At 59.6% G+C, this 17,100-nt stretch carries 19 protein-coding genes; all 19 read left to right on the forward strand.

Annotated features, from left to right (window positions below; translation table 11 throughout):
• The first annotated feature begins 14 nt into the window (after positions 1 to 14).
• The 19 genes from fabD to DBW_RS08965 all read left to right on the forward strand — a co-directional run bounded on the left by fabD (position 15) and on the right by DBW_RS08965 (position 17,074).
• The gene (fabD, locus tag DBW_RS08875; protein WP_066727005.1) at positions 15 to 935 is read left to right on the forward strand and encodes an ACP S-malonyltransferase; all 921 of its coding nucleotides are present in this window, start codon (positions 15 to 17) and stop codon (positions 933 to 935) included.
• A 23-nt stretch (positions 936 to 958) separates the two neighbouring features.
• Positions 959 to 1,699 (forward strand): 3-oxoacyl-[acyl-carrier-protein] reductase, encoded by a 741-nt coding sequence (gene fabG / locus DBW_RS08880; RefSeq protein WP_066727006.1) that lies wholly within the window; start codon positions 959 to 961, stop codon positions 1,697 to 1,699.
• 68 nt (positions 1,700 to 1,767) lie between these two features.
• Positions 1,768 to 2,001 carry an acyl carrier protein gene (gene acpP / locus DBW_RS08885; RefSeq protein ID WP_066727007.1) on the forward strand — a complete coding sequence of 78 codons (234 nt, stop codon included), beginning with the start codon at positions 1,768 to 1,770 and terminating at the stop codon, positions 1,999 to 2,001.
• A 158-nt stretch (positions 2,002 to 2,159) separates the two neighbouring features.
• Complete coding sequence (gene fabF / locus DBW_RS08890; protein WP_066727009.1) at positions 2,160 to 3,392, forward strand: beta-ketoacyl-ACP synthase II; 1,233 nt, start codon at positions 2,160 to 2,162, stop codon at positions 3,390 to 3,392.
• Between the two features lie 7 nt (positions 3,393 to 3,399).
• The gene (gene rpiB / locus DBW_RS08895) at positions 3,400 to 3,855 is read left to right on the forward strand and encodes a ribose 5-phosphate isomerase B (RefSeq protein WP_066727011.1); all 456 of its coding nucleotides are present in this window, start codon (positions 3,400 to 3,402) and stop codon (positions 3,853 to 3,855) included.
• Positions 3,856 to 3,956: 101 nt separating this feature from the next.
• Positions 3,957 to 5,207 carry a serine hydroxymethyltransferase gene (glyA, locus tag DBW_RS08900; protein ID WP_066727013.1) on the forward strand — a complete coding sequence of 417 codons (1,251 nt, stop codon included), beginning with the start codon at positions 3,957 to 3,959 and terminating at the stop codon, positions 5,205 to 5,207.
• 13 nt (positions 5,208 to 5,220) lie between these two features.
• Positions 5,221 to 5,682, forward strand: coding sequence for a deoxycytidylate deaminase (locus tag DBW_RS08905; RefSeq protein WP_066727015.1), 462 nt, complete (start codon positions 5,221 to 5,223; stop codon positions 5,680 to 5,682).
• The gene (gene nrdR / locus DBW_RS08910) at positions 5,679 to 6,167 is read left to right on the forward strand and encodes a transcriptional regulator NrdR (RefSeq protein ID WP_066727017.1); all 489 of its coding nucleotides are present in this window, start codon (positions 5,679 to 5,681) and stop codon (positions 6,165 to 6,167) included. The genes DBW_RS08905 and nrdR overlap by 4 nt, the downstream gene beginning before the upstream one ends.
• A gap of 26 nt (positions 6,168 to 6,193) precedes the next feature.
• Positions 6,194 to 7,309: a bifunctional diaminohydroxyphosphoribosylaminopyrimidine deaminase/5-amino-6-(5-phosphoribosylamino)uracil reductase RibD gene (gene ribD, locus DBW_RS08915; RefSeq protein ID WP_066727019.1), complete on the forward strand. Its 1,116-nt coding sequence runs from the start codon at positions 6,194 to 6,196 to the stop codon at positions 7,307 to 7,309.
• On the forward strand, positions 7,294 to 7,944 hold the full coding sequence (locus DBW_RS08920; RefSeq protein ID WP_066727021.1) for a riboflavin synthase: 651 nt from the start codon (positions 7,294 to 7,296) through the stop codon (positions 7,942 to 7,944). The genes ribD and DBW_RS08920 overlap by 16 nt, the downstream gene beginning before the upstream one ends.
• 33 nt (positions 7,945 to 7,977) lie before the next feature.
• Positions 7,978 to 9,183, forward strand: coding sequence for a bifunctional 3,4-dihydroxy-2-butanone-4-phosphate synthase/GTP cyclohydrolase II (locus DBW_RS08925; RefSeq protein ID WP_066727023.1), 1,206 nt, complete (start codon positions 7,978 to 7,980; stop codon positions 9,181 to 9,183).
• Positions 9,184 to 9,260: 77 nt separating this feature from the next.
• A complete protein-coding gene (gene ribH, locus DBW_RS08930) occupies positions 9,261 to 9,725 on the forward strand; it encodes a 6,7-dimethyl-8-ribityllumazine synthase (RefSeq protein ID WP_066727025.1) in 465 nt (154 codons plus the stop codon).
• A gap of 5 nt (positions 9,726 to 9,730) precedes the next feature.
• On the forward strand, positions 9,731 to 10,201 hold the full coding sequence (gene nusB, locus DBW_RS08935; RefSeq protein ID WP_066727027.1) for a transcription antitermination factor NusB: 471 nt from the start codon (positions 9,731 to 9,733) through the stop codon (positions 10,199 to 10,201).
• The gene (locus tag DBW_RS08940) at positions 10,198 to 10,650 is read left to right on the forward strand and encodes a M17 family peptidase N-terminal domain-containing protein (protein ID WP_066727029.1); all 453 of its coding nucleotides are present in this window, start codon (positions 10,198 to 10,200) and stop codon (positions 10,648 to 10,650) included. The genes nusB and DBW_RS08940 overlap by 4 nt, the downstream gene beginning before the upstream one ends.
• A gap of 46 nt (positions 10,651 to 10,696) precedes the next feature.
• Positions 10,697 to 12,007: a homoserine dehydrogenase gene (locus tag DBW_RS08945; RefSeq protein ID WP_066727031.1), complete on the forward strand. Its 1,311-nt coding sequence runs from the start codon at positions 10,697 to 10,699 to the stop codon at positions 12,005 to 12,007.
• Between the two features lie 217 nt (positions 12,008 to 12,224).
• Positions 12,225 to 13,571 carry an OmpP1/FadL family transporter gene (locus tag DBW_RS08950; protein WP_066727033.1) on the forward strand — a complete coding sequence of 449 codons (1,347 nt, stop codon included), beginning with the start codon at positions 12,225 to 12,227 and terminating at the stop codon, positions 13,569 to 13,571.
• A 63-nt stretch (positions 13,572 to 13,634) separates the two neighbouring features.
• On the forward strand, positions 13,635 to 15,695 hold the full coding sequence (locus DBW_RS08955) for an alpha/beta fold hydrolase (RefSeq protein WP_066727036.1): 2,061 nt from the start codon (positions 13,635 to 13,637) through the stop codon (positions 15,693 to 15,695).
• Between the two features lie 171 nt (positions 15,696 to 15,866).
• A complete protein-coding gene (locus tag DBW_RS08960; protein WP_066726434.1) occupies positions 15,867 to 16,208 on the forward strand; it encodes a hypothetical protein in 342 nt (113 codons plus the stop codon).
• Entirely contained in the window at positions 16,205 to 17,074 is an 870-nt protein-coding gene (locus DBW_RS08965) for an integrase core domain-containing protein (RefSeq protein ID WP_066726432.1), read from the forward strand. Before DBW_RS08960 ends, DBW_RS08965 begins: the two co-directional genes overlap by 4 nt.
• Positions 17,075 to 17,100: the final 26 nt, after the last annotated feature.

The following is a 17,100-nucleotide window of genomic DNA, read 5'->3' on the forward strand; positions in this document are numbered from 1 at the left end:
TCAGGAGAGTTGTCATATCTATGATTGCGTTTGTCTTTCCCGGACAGGGATCTCAGTACGCTGGCATGGGCAAAGAGCTCGCGGCCAATTTTGCGGCAGCACGGGAGGCCTTTGCCGAAGCCGATGAAGCCCTCGGCTTTGCCTTGTCCAGGCTTTGCTACGAGGGGCCGGAAGAAGACCTCAAGTTGACGACCAATACCCAACCGGCTATTCTCGCCACGAGTATTGCCGCCCTGCGGGTTTTGCAGCAGGAGACCGGGCTGGTCGCCGATTTCGCCGCCGGGCATTCTCTGGGGGAATATTCGGCCTTGGTTTGTGCCGGGGCCCTCGATTTCGGGGATGCACTAAGGACCGTTCGGTTGCGCGGCAGTTTTATGCAGGAGGCGGTCCCGGTGGGGGTCGGCTCCATGGCCGCGATCCTCGGTCTGGAGGGGGCTGATCTCGACGCGGTCTGTAATGAGGCGGCGCAGGGCGAGATCGTTTCCCCGGCCAATTTCAATAGCCCCGGGCAGGTGGTCATAGCCGGTCACGCCGGTGCTGTCGAGCGCGCCATGGAGCTTGCCAAGGCACGGGGTGCCAAGCGGGCGCTGCCGCTGCCGGTTTCTGCTCCTTTCCACTGCGCTCTGATGGAACCGGCCGGTCTCCGTTTGCGCGAGGTGCTGGCGGGGATTACCGTTGCGGAGCTTCAGCTCCCCGTGGTGAGCAATGTCGAAGCGCTCCCCAACCGGGATGCGAGCCGGGTCCGGGATTTGCTGGTCTCCCAGGTCAGTGCGCCGGTCCGCTGGGACGAATCGGTGCAGGCCATGGTCGAACTCGGCGTGGACCGCTTCGTCGAGATCGGCCCCGGCAAGGTTCTTTCCGGCCTGGTCAAGCGCATTGCCAAGGGGGTAACGACGCAGAATGTTGAAGATTGCTCCAGTCTCAAGGTATTCTGAGGATCGGAAAGGAATCGGCTACGATGCTGTTGACTGATAAGGTTGCCGTTGTCACCGGAGCTTCCCGGGGAATCGGACGGCACATTGCTCTCGACCTCGCCGGTCGCGGTGCCCGGATTGTCGCCTCGGCCCGCAACGTTGATGCCCTTGATTCCCTGATCGCAGAAATCGTTGCCGCCGGTGGTTCGGCCCTGGCTGTTGCCGCCGACGTTGCCGTAGCCGCCGATGCGGAGCAATTGATCGCAGCGGCGATGGAGCACTTCGGCCGCGTCGATATTCTGGTCAACAATGCCGGGATCACCCGGGATGGCTTGCTGCTGCGGATGAAGGAAGAGGATTGGGATGCCGTTCTCGACACCAACCTCAAGGGTGCTTTTCTCTGCACGCGGGCGGCTGCCAAGGTGATGAGCAAGCAGAAATTCGGGCGGATTATCAATATCTCTTCGGTCGTCGGCGAAATGGGGAATCCCGGGCAGGCGAACTATTGCGCCAGCAAGGCCGGACTGCTCGGCCTGACCAAATCCGTGGCCCGTGAACTCGCTCGCCGCAACGTGACGGTCAACGCCATTACGCCCGGTTTTATCGTCACCGACATGACCGACTCCCTGCCCGAGAAGGCTCGTGAGGAACTGGTCAGCCAGATTCCTCTCGGGCGTTTTGGGACCCCCGAGGATATCGCCTTCAGCGTCGCCTTTCTTGCCAGTGACCAGGCCGGCTACATTTCCGGACAGGTGCTGGGTGTGAACGGCGGCATGTACATGTAGCCAACCTTTAACCCGGATTCAGACCGATCGCTGATCGGCTCGAACATTCAAACAAGGAGGTGAAGCAAATGGCTTCGATTGAGGAAAGGGTCAAGCAGATTGTTGCCGAGCAGCTCGGCGTCGACGAGGAGCAGGTCACCAACGAAGCGTCTTTTATGGACGATCTCGGTGCCGATTCTCTGGACACAGTAGAACTGGTGATGGCTCTGGAAGAAGAGTTCGACATCGAGATTTCCGATGAAGATGCCGAAAAGATCCAGACCGTCCAGGATGCCGTTGACTACATCGGCGAGCACTCCTGAGTGGTTAGCCCGGGGGAAGGGGGCCGTGGCTCTCTTCTCCCGGTATGCTCCCGCTGGGGTGCAGAAACCTTCGGACTTGATCCCTGCTGTTTCAGGCAGCTTGCAGACGCTAGTTCAGCCTGCATCGATACCGGCCTTCACGGAGGAACGAGAGAACCATGCGTAGAGTCGTTGTTACCGGGGTAGGAGTTATCTCCGCCCTTGGCACCGGGAATGAAAAGAACTGGTCCGCTCTGATGAACGGCCAGTCGGGCATCGACCGCATCAGCCGTTTTGATGCTTCTGATCTGCCGACCCAGATTGCCGGGGAAGTCAAGGATTTCAACGCGGAAGACTTCATCGACAAAAAAGAGATCAAGAAGATGGATCTCTTTATCCAGTATGCCCTCGGCGCGGCCGAGCTTGCGATGCAGGATTCGGGTTTGCAGATTACCGACGAGAATGCCGAGCGGGTCGGAGTACTGGTCGGCGCCGGGTTGGGAGGCCTGCCCGCCATCGAGCGTTACCATGAGGCGATGCTCGAAAATGGCTACAAGAAGATTTCGCCTTTCTTTATCCCGATGCTGATCATCAACCTGGCACCCGGGCATATCTCCATCCGTTACGGCGCCAAGGGTCCGAATGTCTCCTCGGTTTCCGCCTGTGCCACCGGCACCCATTCCATTGGGGATGCCTTCCGGATGATCCAGCGCGGTGACGCCGATGCCATGATCGCCGGGGGGACCGAATCGACGATTACGCCCCTTGGCATTGCCGGCTTCAATGTCATGAAAGCCCTGTCCACCCGCAACGATGATCCGACGGGCGCCAGTCGCCCCTTCGAGAAGGGACGGGATGGTTTTATCATGGCGGAAGGGGCCGGAATCGTCATCCTCGAAGAATTCGAAGCGGCCAAGGCGCGCGGGGCAAAGATCTATGCCGAGGTCTGTGGCTATGGTCTGACCGGCGACGCCTACCACCTGACCGCGCCGGCTCCGGGCGGTGAAGGGGCCGCACGCTGCATCAAGATGGCCCTGAAGACGGCCGGCGTCAACCCGGAAGAGGTCGACTACATCAACGCCCACGGGACCTCGACCCACTTCAACGATCTCTACGAGACGATGGCGATCAAGAGCGTCTTCGGTGGCCACGCCGGAAAATTGATGGTCAGTTCGACCAAGAGCATGACCGGCCACGCCCTCGGCGCCGCCGGTGGTCTCGAGGCGGTCTTCACCCTGCTCGGGATGGAGCGCGGCGCGGTACCGCCGACCATCAACTATCAGGAGCCCGATCCTGAATGCGATCTCGATTACGTCCCCAATTCCGCCCGTCAGGCGCAGGTTAAGGTGGCCCTTTCCAACTCCTTCGGGTTCGGTGGTACCAATGCCACCCTCCTGTTCCGGAAGGTTTGAGGACGTGATGATTCTTCTTGCCAGCGATCATGGTGGTCTCGAATTGAAAGACGCCATCCGGCAGGAGCTGGTTGCGCGCGGCATCGAGGTGAGTGACCTCGGTGCCATGAAAGGTGAATCGGTCGATTATCCCGACTATGCCGAAAAGGTCGCGCGGGCCATCGCCCGCGGTGAATCGGACCAGGGGATCCTGATCTGCGGAACCGGCATCGGGATGTCGATTGTCGCCAACAAGTTTCCCGGGGTGCGGGCGGCCCTGGTCAGTGACGAGTTCACCGCGCGGATGGCGAAGGAACACAATAATGCCAATGTCCTGGTCATGGGAGGGCGGGTCCTGCAGATCGACCAGGCCCTGGCCATGTTGCGGATCTGGCTCGAGACCCCTTTCGAGGGAGGTCGGCACCAGCGGCGTCTGGATAAGATTTCACAGATTGAGGACGAGTTTCGCAGCGGGCGGTTTTAGCCCGGACCGATTCAACCAGATGGGCAGGCTCGCGGCCTGCCCATTCACTTTCCGGCACTTCGCGCTCTGGCGCGGTGCAGTCTTCCCGTGGAGGATTCCCCATGTCTCTTACTCTTGCCCAATTCGATCCCGAGATTGCCGGTGCTATCCGCCGCGAGACGGAGCGTCAGGAATACAGCCTGGAGTTCATCGCTTCGGAGAACTTTGTCAGCGAGCAGGTTCTCGAAGCGCAGGGCTCGGTTCTTACCAACAAGTACGCGGAAGGCTATCCGGGCAAGCGCTATTACGGCGGTTGCGAATTTGTCGATATCGCCGAGGACCTCGCCATTGACCGGGCCCGGCAGCTGTTCGGCGCCGAACATGCCAATGTTCAGCCCCACTCCGGTTCCCAGGCGAATATGGCGGTCTATTTCTCCGTCTGCCAGCCGGGGGATACCGTTCTCGGCATGAATCTCGCCCACGGCGGCCATTTGACCCACGGTTCACCGGTCAATTTCTCCGGCAAGCTCTTCAATATCGTCCCTTACGGGGTCAGTCGCGACACCGGAACCATCGATTACGACGAGGTCGAAAAGTTGGCCCGGGAACACCAGCCGAAGCTGATCGTCGTTGGCGCCAGCGCCTACCCGCGCACCCTCGATTTTGCAGCCTTCCGCCGCGTCGCCGACGAAGTGGGGGCCGTGGTGATGGTTGATATGGCGCATATTGCCGGCCTGGTCGCCGCCGGCGAGCACCCCAACCCGGTTCCCTACGCCGAGTTCGTCACCACCACCACCCACAAGACCCTGCGCGGCCCCCGTGGTGGGATGATACTCTGCCGCGAAGAATACGCCAAGAAACTCAACAGCAATATCTTCCCCGGGATCCAGGGTGGACCGCTGATGCACGTTATCGCCGCCAAGGCGGTGGCCTTTCGCGAGGCGTTGCAACCGGAATTCAGGACCTATGCGGCACAGGTGGTCAAGAACGCCAAAGCGTTGGCGGCCGGCCTGCTCGAGCGTGGTTTCAACCTGGTCTCCGGGGGGACCGATAATCACCTGATGCTGGTCGACCTCTCCGGAACCGAGCTCACCGGCAAGGTGGCCGAGGCGACCCTCGAAAAGGCGGGAATTACCGTCAACAAGAACGCGGTCCCCTTCGATACCCGCTCTCCTTTCGTCACCAGCGGCTTTCGCATCGGAACGCCGGCGACCACCACCCGCGGGCTCAAGGAGGCCGAAATGGGGCAGGTGGCCGACTGGATCGCCCAGGCCCTGGCCAACGTGGAGAACGAATCGGAACTGAAGCGGATTCGGGGCGAGGTCCGTGCTCTCTGCAGTCAATTCCCGCTCTATGCCCATCGTCTCAAATAACCAGGGCGCCCCTATGGACCGACCGAGCTGGCCTGAATATTTTATGGATATCGCCCGCCTCGTGGCGCGGCGCTCTACCTGTCTGCGTCGCCAGGTCGGGGCCGTCATGGTCAAGGAGAAGCACATTCTTGCCACCGGCTATAACGGTACCCCGACCGGGATCACCCATTGTGCCCAGACCGGCTGCCTGCGTGAACAGCTCGGGGTCCCCTCGGGGGAACGGCATGAACTCTGCCGGGGGCTTCACGCCGAACAGAATGCCATCATCCAGGCGGCGCGCCACGGCGTCAACATCGCCGGCGCCACCCTGTATTGCACCAACTCCCCTTGTGTCATCTGTTCGAAGATGCTTATCAATGCCGGAGTTCTGAATATTGTTTACCTCGAAGGCTACCCCGACAAGCTGTCGCTGGAGATGCTGAAAGAGGCGGGTATCGAAGCTGCCCCGTTTGCCGAGGGAGAATCCGCCCCATGAAATGCCCCTTCTGTGGTTTCGCCGATACCAAGGTTATTGATTCCCGCCTCGGTCGCGAAGGAAACAACATTCGCCGACGGCGGGAATGCGTCGACTGTGAGCGGCGCTTCACCACCTACGAACGGATAGAAGAGACCTTGCCCCTGGTTATCAAGAAGGATGGTCGTCGGGAAGCCTTCGACCGGACCAAGATTATCGCCGGGATGCAGCGGGCCTGCGAGAAACGTCCGGTCTCTATCGGTACCATCGAAAAATTTGTCGACCGGCTCGAGCTGAGTCTGCAGGAGAGTGGCGAAAAGGAAGTGGAAGCAAGCCGGGTCGGCGAGGCGGTGATGGCCGCCCTGCACGCTATTGACGAGGTCGCCTATGTCCGGTTTGCCTCGGTCTATCGCCAGTTCAAGGATATCAATGAATTCATGGCCGAACTCAAGGAGATCCTTGCCAAGGGTGAAAACCGGAGCCCTGCCGGCGCCGGCAAGGTCTGACTCCTGTAACAACTTGGATTTTCGCCATGACAATGCTGGCTGAAGATTTCATGCAGCGGGCCCTCGATCTCGCCCGGCAGGCCGAAGGTCGCACCCGCCCCAATCCACCGGTCGGGGCCGTCGTCGTTCGCGACGGAGCCATCGTCGGCGAGGGCTTCCATCCTCGGGCCGGGGATCCCCACGCCGAGATTTTCGCCCTTCAGGCCGCCGGTCCCCTGGCCCGCGGCGCCGATCTCTATGTGACCCTGGAACCCTGCAGCCACACCGGTCGTACCGGTCCCTGCGCCGAGGCGGTGGTGGCTGCCGGCATCGCGCGGGTCTTCATCGGCAGCGGCGATCCCAATCCGCTCGTCTCCGGGCGGGGGATCAATCACCTGCGGCAGGCCGGTATCGTCGTCGAAACCAATATACTTGCCGACCAATGTCGGCGCCTGATCGCTCCCTTTGCCAAGCATGTAACGACCGGGCTGCCCCTGGTCATTCTCAAGAGTGCTCTCACTCTCGATGGTTGCAGTGCCACCGTCACCGGCGACTCGTGCTGGATCAGCGGACCGGAGAGCCGGGCGATGGTGCATCACCTGCGAAACCGGGTCGATGGGATCATGGTCGGAATCGGCACCGTGCTCCAGGATGACCCCCGCCTGACCTGCCGGCTGCCGGACGGAGGCGGGCGCGACCCGCTGCGGGTGATCGTCGATTCCCGGTTGCAGATTCCGGAGACGGCCGCCGTCATCAGCCCGGCGCTGGCGAAAGGTACCGTCGTCGCCACCACCGCCGCCGCGCCGGAGGAAAAGCTGCAGCGGTTGCAGCAGCAGGGCGTGACCATTCTTTTCTGCGACAGTCGTGAGGGACGGGTCGATCTGGGCGATCTGCTGCAAAAACTTGGCGCCCAGGGACTCCAGAGCCTGCTGGTCGAAGGGGGGGGCGTCCTCAACCAGTCCCTGCTTGGCGCCGGCCTGGTCGATCGGGTCATGGTTTTCATTGCACCCAAATTGCTCGGAGGGAACGACGGCAGGAGGATGTTCAGTGGCCCCGGCGTCCGTGCCCTCGCTGATGCCGTAACGGTGCGGGATGTCCGGGTCAGCTTTTATGGCAAGGATATCCTGATCGAAGGGGAGGTAGGGGCATGTTTACCGGGTTGATCGAGGACCTAGGAACCGTACGGGAATTGCGTCCTTCCGGAACCGGGGCCCGCCTGACCGTCGCCACCGCGATTCCATGGAATGAACTGGTCCTGGGGGAGAGTATTGCCGTCAACGGAATCTGCCTGACCGTCGTTGCCATCGACCGCGGCGCCTTTGCCGTCGATGTTTCGCCCGAAACCTTGCAACGCTCCACCCTGGGGCGGCTGGCATCCGGAAACCGGGTCAACCTGGAGCGGGCCCTGCGGCTCGGTGATCGTCTCGGTGGTCACCTGGTCAGTGGGCATATTGACGGTACCGGGGAGGTTGTCGCCCGGGTCCCGGACAGTAACGCCATCCGCTTTACGATTGGCTGCGGTGGGAATCTGAGCCGCTATATTGTCCCGAAGGGGTCGGTGGCCATCGATGGCATCAGCCTGACCGTCAACCAGGTCGAAGGGGATCGTTTCGAGGTTTCAATCATTCCCCACACTCTCGCAATGACGACGCTCAAACATCGCGAACCCGGGGCCCGGGTCAACCTCGAGGTCGACGTCATCGGCAAGTATGTCGAGCGTCTCCTCGGGCCTCGCGAAACCCCGGGTGAAGGGGGCGGGCTTGCCCTGGAGACCCTTGCCAAGTATGGATTTCTATGAGATAGTGGCGGGCCACGGAAGGAGCCACACCGCATGCCGATAGCCAAGATCGAAGCCGCCCTGGAGGATATCCGCCAGGGCAAGATGATCATTCTGGTCGATGATGAAGACCGTGAAAATGAAGGCGACCTGGCCATGGCCGCCGAACTGGTCACCCCCGAGGCGATCAACTTCATGGCCCGGGAGGGAAGGGGCCTGATATGTCTCTCTCTGACGGAAGACCGGGCCGACCTGCTCGATCTTCCGTTGATGGTTCGGGACAACACCTCCTCATTCGGGACCGCCTTCACCGTTTCGATCGAAGCCCGCCGCGGGGTCACCACCGGGATTTCTGCCGCCGACCGCGCGCAAACGATTCGCGTCGCCATCAGCGAGCAGACCACCGCCGCCGATCTGGCGCGTCCCGGTCACGTCTTTCCCCTGCGGGCCAAGAAAGGCGGCGTGCTGGTTCGCGCCGGCCAGACCGAAGGATCGGTTGACCTCGCCCGCCTCGCCGGCCTCAAGCCGTCGGGGGTGATCTGCGAGATCATGAACGACGATGGAACCATGGCGCGCATGCCGGAACTGCGCAAGTTCTCCGAAAAACATGGTCTGAAAATTGTCACCATCGCCGATCTCGTCGCTTACCGCATGCGTAAGGAACTGCTGGTGCGGCGGGCTGCGGAGACCGTTCTGCCGACCCCCTTCGGCGGTGAATTTCGGGCCATCGCCTATGAAAACGACGTTGACGACGCCCAGCACCTGGCCCTGGTCAAGGGCGATCTTGCCCCGGACCGCCCCATTCTGGTGCGCGTCCATTCCGAATGTCTCACCGGGGATGTGTTTGGCTCCCAGCGCTGTGATTGCGGTGAACAGCTGCATGCGGCGATGGCACAGATCGATGCTGAAGGGGAGGGTGTCATTCTTTATATGCGCCAGGAAGGTCGCGGCATCGGGCTGATCAACAAGCTTAAGGCCTATGCATTGCAGGATACCGGCCACGATACCGTTGAAGCGAACGAGGTCCTCGGCTTCAAGGCGGACCTTCGCGATTACGGCATCGGGGCGCAGATCCTCGCCGAGCTCGGCATCCGGAAGATTCGGCTGATGACCAACAACCCCAAGAAAATTGTCGGCCTTGAAGGGTACGGTCTGGAAATCGTTGAGCGGGTGGCGATCGAAATTCCGCCGACCGGCAGCAATCTCCAGTACCTGAAGACCAAGCGGGAAAAACTCGGCCACCTGCTCGAGAATCTTTAGCCGACCCCGGTGACTGTAACGGCGACCGACTGCTGCCAGTCGTCGTCCCAACCCGGGCCGAATCGGGAGGACAAGTGATGACCAAGACCTTCGAAGGAAAACTGGATGCCCAGGGGCTGCGTTTTGGTATCGTCGCCGGGCGCTTTAACAGTTTCATCAGCGACCGTCTGGTCGAGGGTGCCATCGACGCCCTATTGCGCCATGGGGCCGCGACGGAAAATATCCACCTTGCCAAGGTTCCCGGTGCCTACGAAATTCCCCTGGTCGCCGGCAAATTGGCGAAATCTGAAAAATATGACGCGGTGATCTGTCTCGGTGCGGTGATCCGCGGCGCTACACCCCACTTCGATTATGTCAGCTCGGAGGTTTCCAAGGGGGTGGCTGCCGTTGGTCTGGCAACCGGGGTGCCGGTTATCTTCGGTGTCCTGACCACGGATACGATCGAGCAGGCCGTTGAACGTGCTGGTACCAAGGCTGGCAACAAGGGCTTCGAGGCCGCCATGGGTGCTATCGAGATGGCCAATCTCCTCAAGGTGCTGTAGTCGATATGAGTAAAGGATTGCGGCGCCAGGGGAGGGAGCTCGCCCTGAAGGCTATTTACGGAATGCACGATGGGGACGCCGAACCGGCGTCCTTTCTGCGGTCATTCTGGAGCAATTTCAGATTCCGGGACGATGTCCTCGGTGAAGCCCAGGAAGAGCCGGCCGGCAAAGTTCCTGAGGATGTCCGGATTTTTACCGATGAACTGGTCACCGGCACCATTGAGAACCTCGAACGTATCGATCAGGTTCTCGGAGAATATTCAACCAACTGGTCCCTGGAGCGGATGTCCCGGGTTGATCTCGCCCTGTTGCGCATGGCCTGCTTCGAGCTCCTCTACCGGAGCGACGTGCCGTCCAATGTCGTTATCAATGAAGCCATTGAAATCGGCAAAACCTACGGCACCAAGGAAACACCGTCTTTTGTCAACGGTATCCTCGACAAGGTTTCCCGGACCTATCGCCAGGTTCAACAATGAGCCAGGTGCGACTCCTTGACCTCCCTGCCGACCGCATGGACGGTGAGGTGGTCGCCGCCCTTTTTTTCCAGGACGAGAGGCCGCTGCAGGGGCCGGCGGCATTACTCGACTGGCGGCTCGGGGACCCTCTGACCAGGGCTTTGGTCGGCGGGGGAAGCCGTGGCCGGGCAGGGGAACACCTGCTGGTAGGTAACAACGGAAAACTCAACAGTGACTGGGCACTCTTCGTTGGCGGAGGGAGCTGGCACGGGCTCGGACCCGAGACCTATCGCAGTCTTGTCGATCACGTGTTGCAGGTCTGTCGCAACGCCGGATTCCGGCGGATTGCATTGTGTCTGGCGCCTCTGGCCGGCATGCGCCCCGCCGATCTGGAGGCCATGGTCAATCAATCTCTGCAGCAACTCGATTTTCCTGGCTGTGAATGCCTGCTCTCCCTGGAGACCATCTGAATCAACGGCTTAAAGCCGTACCATCTGTTGCGGAAAAGAGGAAGGAATGAAACAAATAAGGGTTGGCCTGCTCGGATTCGGCACTATTGGCACCGGCGTCGTCAAGGTGTTTCAGGAAAATGCTCAACTCCTGCGCGAACGGCTTGGGGCCGAACTGACCCTGGCCCGTATAGCCGATCTCGATATAAAGACCGATCGTGGCGTCAAGGTCGATGCCGGTCTGCTGACGACCAATGCCGAAGCCCTGCTGACGGCACCCGACATCGATGTTGTCGTCGAACTGATCGGTGGCTATGAGCCGGCCCGGAGTTTTGTTCTCAAGGCGATCGCCAATGGCAAGCATGTTGTTACCGCGAACAAGGCCCTTCTCGCCCTGCACGGGGAAGAAATCTTCGCCGCGGCCGCTGCCAAGGGTGTCGAAGTAATGTTCGAGGCCGCCGTTGGGGGAGGGATCCCGGTCATATCGGCGATCAAGGAAAACCTCTGCGCCAATCGATTCCGCAGCATCTTTGGTATCCTCAACGGCACCTGCAACTACATCCTGACGCGAATGACCAATGACGGGGCCGAATTTTCCGATGTTCTTGCCGATGCCCAGGCCAAGGGCTACGCCGAAGCAGACCCGACCTTCGATATCGAAGGGGTCGATACCGCCCATAAACTGGCGTTGCTGATCTCCCTCTGTTTCGGCACCAAGGTTGCGTTTGCCGACATCTATACCGAAGGGATCAGCGAAATTTCGGCTCTGGATATCCAGTTCGCACGTCAATTCGGCTACAAGATCAAATTACTGGCAATCGGCAAACAGGATAACGGCCAGATTGAGGCCCGGGTCCAGCCGACGATGATTCCGCTCAACTATCCCCTGGCCGATGTCGATGGGGTCTTCAACGCGGTTCGCCTTTCCGGGGATTTCGTTGGCCCGGTAATGCTCTACGGTCGCGGTGCCGGGATGGAGGCAACCGCAAGTGCGGTGATGGGCGATGTCATGGCGATTGCTCGCAACCTGCGCTCCGGTGGCATAGCAAGGACGCCAGCGCTCGGTTGCTGCCCCGAGTTCGTGACTGAAATTCCGGTCAAGCCGATGGCCGATATTGTCAGCCAGTATTATCTGCGGTTCGGGGCGCTCGACAAACCTGGGGTTCTCGGCCAGGTCGCCAGCATTCTTGGGCGCTACAACATCAGCATCACCTCGATGATTCAGCCTGAGCGGCAGATTGGGGGGGCCGTTCCCATCGTTCTGCTGACCCACGAGGCGCGCGAGGACGATATCCTGGGAGCGCTCAAGGAGATCGACCGCCTACCGCTCATGTCGCAACCGAGCCGCTTTATCCGGATCGAGAGTGAACTCGACTAACCTCTCATTATCATTCAGAAAAAAAGAGCCGGGCGCCATGCGCTCGGCTCTTTTTTTCTGAATTTTTTCTGCCATCGCAAAATTCATCCTTTTTGAACTTGATAAAGAGGAGTTCGCTGTCTAAAATCAAAACACTGTTTTTAAATGGCGTTTCAGCTCAGGGTCATCGTCTTTCCGTTTTCGTTAATGTAACCCCCCCACAGTAAGGAGGAATGGTATGCGAATCACGAGGTACAGAAGCTGCCTGCTGGCAGCGGGGTTCATGGCCTTGACCCTGGCGATTCTTCCGGCCACGGTGCAGGCGGCGGGTTTCTCCCTTATGGAACAAAGCGTCAGCGCTCTGGGGAACGCATTCGCCGGTGGTTCCGCCATTGCCGAGGACGCCGCCAGTCAATATTACAACCCGGCCGGGCTTATTCGTCTGGAGGGACAGCAGGCGAGCGCAGGCCTGCACCTGATTCGAACCAGCTTCAAGTTCAAGAACGAAGGCTCGACACATTTGCTTGATCCCCAGTTGAACGGAAACAATGGTGGGGATGCTGGCCAGTGGAACGCGGTCCCCAACGCTTATTTCGCGATGAAGGTCAACAAGGACCTGGCCCTGGGACTCGGGATCAACGTGCCGTTCGGTCTGACAACGGACTACAAGGCTGGCTGGGTCGGCCGTTACCATACGTTGAAGTCGAGCATCATGACCATCAACATCAACCCGAGCGTCGCCTACGCGATCACCGACAAGTTGAGCATTGGCGCCGGTGTCAGCGCCATGTATATCAGCGGCGAATTCTCCCAGGCGATTGATTTTGGCACCATCCTCGCTGTTGGTGGTGATATTTCACAGCAGGACGATGGCAAGGCCGTTATCAAGGCAGACGACTGGGGGTATGGGTTCAACCTCGGTGTGCTCTATCAATTTACCGAGGATACCCGCGTCGGTGCCGCCTACCGTTCCCGGGTCAAGCAGTCGCTCAGCGGTGACGCCGATTTTACCGTGCCGGCTACCGCCCAGGCTATTCTTACGGGTCTCGGCTCTCCTCTATTCGCTGATTGCAACGCCGCGGCCAATGTCACTCTTCCCGCGACTGCGTCGGTCAGCATCTATTCCCGCGTGAATTCCAAGCTGGCCCTGATGGGGAACATCGGCTGGACTGAATGGTCCCAGTTGGAGGAGCTGCGCATCACTTTCCCCAATACGGCTCAGCCTGACAGCGCCACGACTCTCTCCTGGGAAGATGCCTGGCAGGTTGGCGCCGGTGCCACCTACACCCTCGATTCCCGGTGGGACCTGCGCACCGGACTGATGTATGACCAGACTCCCATTCCGAATGCCCAGGTGCGTACCCCCCGCCTTCCTGACCAGGACCGGTTGTGGCTCGCTTTCGGCGCCGGCTACAAGTACAGCGAAGCACTCAGTTGCGACTTCGCCTATGCCCACCTCTTCATGCTCGGTAGCGGCCGCATCAATATGGATCCCGTTGGCGAGAATGCCAACAAGGGGGGGCTGAAGGGGGACTACGACAATACCGGGGATATCTTCAGTGCCCAGGTCAACTATCGCTGGTAAGAACTCATCTTCGCGGAATTTCGATCATGGTTCCCTGGGCACGGCCCAGGAAGGAGGATAAAGATGAAGATCAGGGCTCTAATCTTTAGTCTGTGGTTGCTTGGGCTGGTGCTGGCGATGGCCGGCTGTTCCAGTGACAACAACGGCAGCACTGCCGGTGTTGACCCCTATACCAATCCCGACGGCACACCGGTCACCTATGCCCGCTTCGACGCTATCGCGCTGCCGCTTCCCAATGATGTCGCCTGGGGGAATAACAAGGGGGTCTGCCCCAATGGCCAGGTTTGCCTGCCGCTGAGTGCCGGAGAGACTCCCACCGACGGCGGCATGGGAACCTTGAAGAGTATTGTCAATGCTCAGGCACTGCCGGGACTTTCGCCGAACATGTTTCTTACCATTCCGGTAACCGGGCCGGTAGACCTTTCGACCCTCGATTTTCTGGTCTTCCGTCTTGACGATACCAATCTTTCGACCCTGCTCGGGGCGCTTGCTGCCAACAATCTCCCCGCTGCCGGCGCCGCCTTTGCGGCCCTGGAAAAATACACCGAAAACGATTTCATTCTCGCTACCGGTACCGGCGCGGTCAAGCTGCTCCCCAAGAAACCTTTCAACCCCGGTGGCAGCTACGCCGTGGTGGTTCATTCTACCCTCATGGATGGCAATAATAACCTGGTCCAGTCGGGGCTGACCATGGAAGCCCTCAAGCAGACCACGCCCTTCGGTCCGGACTCTCCCTTTCTCAATTTCGAAGCGCTCCGCGCCAAATACAACGATGACGTTTCGCCAACCGAGCCCGCTCTCTTTACCGTTACCCAGGGAGTTACTGCGGTGGCCAACGGTGGCATCCCCTGGTCCCGTGCTGACACCCTGGTCCTCTGGACCTTCCAGACCGCGGATCGGACCCTTGACCTGAATCCGACTGCAACTATCGGCTATCCGGATGGCGTTACTGATCCCTTTAATGACTCTGCCGCCAATTTCAAATTACTCTCCGCAACGACAAATACTGCGCCGAGCCTGATCTGGATTGACAAGACGGTAACCCCGCCGGTTGATTCTGCGAGCCCGGTGGGCATCCCGGCAGGTGGGCTGCTATCCGGAACTGGCATTCCGTTTGACCACCTCGGCAATATTTATTTCGGCCAGTTCCTGAGCCCGGTGCTGACCGGGGGGACTGACAGCGTCTCCTTTCTGGTTTCTGTCCCCGACTCCTTGCAACACCCGATGCCGGTTAACGGCTACCCGGTGGTGGTCTTCCAGCATGGTATCACCTCGTCCAAAAATGCCGCCCTGCCGATCGCCAATGCTCTCGCGAAGGCGGGGTATGCAACCCTCGCGATCGATGCACCGTACCATGGAGACCGGACCCTCCCTGACATGACCTCCGGCGATGGCTTCTTCACTGCCAACCTAATCCAGGATCGGGCCAATATTTACAAGGCGGCCCTTGATCTATGGGAAACCGTAGATCTTATTGAGGCCGGAATCGACCTCGACGGAATCGCCGGGGCAGATCTTGATGCCGGCAACGTTGGGTTCGTCGCCCATTCTCTCGGGTCAATTATCGGGTCGGTCTTCCTCTCCCAGGAGGACACCGGACGTGTCGACCGGATGGTCCTCTCCAGCCCTTCGGCCCTACTGGTTAATGTTCTGGATGAGACTGCGCTTCCTGATTTGCAGGCCCTGGTCGCGTCTCTGGGCTACACCGCCGGGACGACTCCTTATTTTATCTTCCTCGACCTCGCCCAGTGGCTGCTTGATCCGACCGATTCCAGCTATGCCGGTATCGGAGGGAATGACACCGGCAACCTGCTGACGGTCATGGCTTATGGCGACCCCATCGTTTCCACCGATTCGACCCGGGTTTTCCTCAGCAATATCGGCGTCGATACCGTGACCACCGTAGATCCGGAAGACTTCCCTGCGACCTTCCCCACCGTTGCCGGAGATTTTGCCGCAGGGGCATATGAGTATGGACTGGAGGGGAAACCGGTGGTACACAGCTTTCTGCTTGATCCCACTGTGCCGGCCGATGAGCCCTGGTACACCGGGTACAACAATCTGATTCAGCAACTGGCCACGGGCGCTGCCCAGACCCAGGTCGCTGGATTTCTGGCCCCCTGATTTCTAACCGAATTTTTTGCAGGAAAACAAATCCCCGGGGGGGGTCTCCCGGGGATTAGTTTTGGGTAATCGGCAATTTGTGGCGAGCTGGGAAGAAACACCGAGTATAGCGGCACCAGTTTTCTTGGACACTGATTTGGGATAGAATCCCGATGTCCAAGGAGATTAATAATGACAACAAACAACAAGAACGAAACAGTCACTGGGCCTTTGGCCGAAGGGCAACGTTGGAGCGCTGCCCGCAAGCGTGAAGTGGTTCTGCGCTTGCTGCGGGGCGAATCGGTTGATGCTCTGTCCCGCGAGTTGAGCATCGAAATCTACCGCCTGGAGCAGTGGCGAGAGAAAGCGCTGACCGGAATCGATGAGTCGTTGAAACAACGTCAGAACGATCCGACTCAAGCGGAACTCAACCAGGCCATGCGCCGGATCGGCGAATTGACCATGGAAAACGAACTACTTTGGGAACGGGTTAAAAAACCCGGCCCTTTAGCCAAACGGAGGTCGTCGAAATGAGCCAAACGATCTCCCCAGGCGCTGAAAAGGCCTACGGCGTCCAGCGGGTTTGCAATGTTTGGGAGCAGGCTCGCTCCTCGTTCTACCATGCCTCGCGCCAGATTCCGCAATCAACTCCCAAGCGTCGTGGCCCACGTCCGTCAATCAGTGATGAGGATCTTCTCGCCATGATCCGTCACGATCTGGCCACGTCCCCGTTCACCGGCGAAGGACACCGCAAGGTCTGGGCCAGGCTGCGGATTTGTGACGGCGTGCGCATCGCACGCAAGCGGGTTCTGCGGTTGATGCGCGAGAATCATCTGTTGTCACCTCACCGGGGTTGGCCCAAAGCAGCCAAGGCGCATGATGGTAAAATCATCACCATGGCTCCGAATCTAATGTGGGGCACCGATGGCACCCGCGTATTCACTCTCGACGAAGGCTGGGTCTGGATCTTTAGCGCCGTCGAGCACTGGAACGCCGAATGTGTCGGCTGGCATGTTTGCAAGACCGGCGACCGTTATGCTGCTCTTCAACCACTTTCCATGGCGTTAGACAACATCTATGGGGGCGTAGAGAAAGATATTGCCCGAGGGTTGTCTCTGCGTATGGATCACGGCACCCAGTACCTCTCAGACCATTTTCTGAACCAGATCAAGTTCTGGGGAATCACCCCCAGCTTTGCCTTCGTTGCCGAACCACAGACCAACGGAGTTGCTGAACGATTCAACCGCACCTTGAAAGAGCAAGCCATCTATGGCCGAATATTCCGTACCATCGATGATGTTCGCGAGGCCGTGAAAACCTTCGTCGAACTCTACAACAGCGAATGGCGAGTCGAGAAAAATGGCTTCCGGTCGCCCGACGAAATCCGTCAGGCGGCATAATCTAAACTTGTGTCCAAGGAACCGGT

It is taken from the genome of Desulfuromonas sp. DDH964 (assembly GCF_001611275.1).
GTDB lineage: Bacteria > Desulfobacterota > Desulfuromonadia > Desulfuromonadales > DDH964 > DDH964.

What these genes read in the sequence shown, in the direction of transcription:
- DBW_RS08905 (WP_066727015.1), top strand. Translation starts at nt 5,221, where the DNA reads ATGGACCGACCGAGCTGGCCTGAATATTTTATGGATATCGCCCGCCTC.
- nusB (WP_066727027.1), top strand. Translation starts at nt 9,731, where the DNA reads ATGAGTAAAGGATTGCGGCGCCAGGGGAGGGAGCTCGCCCTGAAGGCT.
- glyA (WP_066727013.1), top strand. Translation starts at nt 3,957, where the DNA reads ATGTCTCTTACTCTTGCCCAATTCGATCCCGAGATTGCCGGTGCTATC.
- ribH (WP_066727025.1), top strand. Translation starts at nt 9,261, where the DNA reads ATGACCAAGACCTTCGAAGGAAAACTGGATGCCCAGGGGCTGCGTTTT.
- fabG (WP_066727006.1), top strand. Translation starts at nt 959, where the DNA reads ATGCTGTTGACTGATAAGGTTGCCGTTGTCACCGGAGCTTCCCGGGGA.
- nrdR (WP_066727017.1), top strand. Translation starts at nt 5,679, where the DNA reads ATGAAATGCCCCTTCTGTGGTTTCGCCGATACCAAGGTTATTGATTCC.
- DBW_RS08920 (WP_066727021.1), top strand. Translation starts at nt 7,294, where the DNA reads ATGTTTACCGGGTTGATCGAGGACCTAGGAACCGTACGGGAATTGCGT.
- ribD (WP_066727019.1), top strand. Translation starts at nt 6,194, where the DNA reads ATGACAATGCTGGCTGAAGATTTCATGCAGCGGGCCCTCGATCTCGCC.
- rpiB (WP_066727011.1), top strand. Translation starts at nt 3,400, where the DNA reads ATGATTCTTCTTGCCAGCGATCATGGTGGTCTCGAATTGAAAGACGCC.
- acpP (WP_066727007.1), top strand. Translation starts at nt 1,768, where the DNA reads ATGGCTTCGATTGAGGAAAGGGTCAAGCAGATTGTTGCCGAGCAGCTC.
- DBW_RS08940 (WP_066727029.1), top strand. Translation starts at nt 10,198, where the DNA reads ATGAGCCAGGTGCGACTCCTTGACCTCCCTGCCGACCGCATGGACGGT.
- DBW_RS08965 (WP_066726432.1), top strand. Translation starts at nt 16,205, where the DNA reads ATGAGCCAAACGATCTCCCCAGGCGCTGAAAAGGCCTACGGCGTCCAG.
- DBW_RS08950 (WP_066727033.1), top strand. Translation starts at nt 12,225, where the DNA reads ATGCGAATCACGAGGTACAGAAGCTGCCTGCTGGCAGCGGGGTTCATG.
- DBW_RS08960 (WP_066726434.1), top strand. Translation starts at nt 15,867, where the DNA reads ATGACAACAAACAACAAGAACGAAACAGTCACTGGGCCTTTGGCCGAA.
- fabF (WP_066727009.1), top strand. Translation starts at nt 2,160, where the DNA reads ATGCGTAGAGTCGTTGTTACCGGGGTAGGAGTTATCTCCGCCCTTGGC.
- DBW_RS08955 (WP_066727036.1), top strand. Translation starts at nt 13,635, where the DNA reads ATGAAGATCAGGGCTCTAATCTTTAGTCTGTGGTTGCTTGGGCTGGTG.
- DBW_RS08945 (WP_066727031.1), top strand. Translation starts at nt 10,697, where the DNA reads ATGAAACAAATAAGGGTTGGCCTGCTCGGATTCGGCACTATTGGCACC.
- DBW_RS08925 (WP_066727023.1), top strand. Translation starts at nt 7,978, where the DNA reads ATGCCGATAGCCAAGATCGAAGCCGCCCTGGAGGATATCCGCCAGGGC.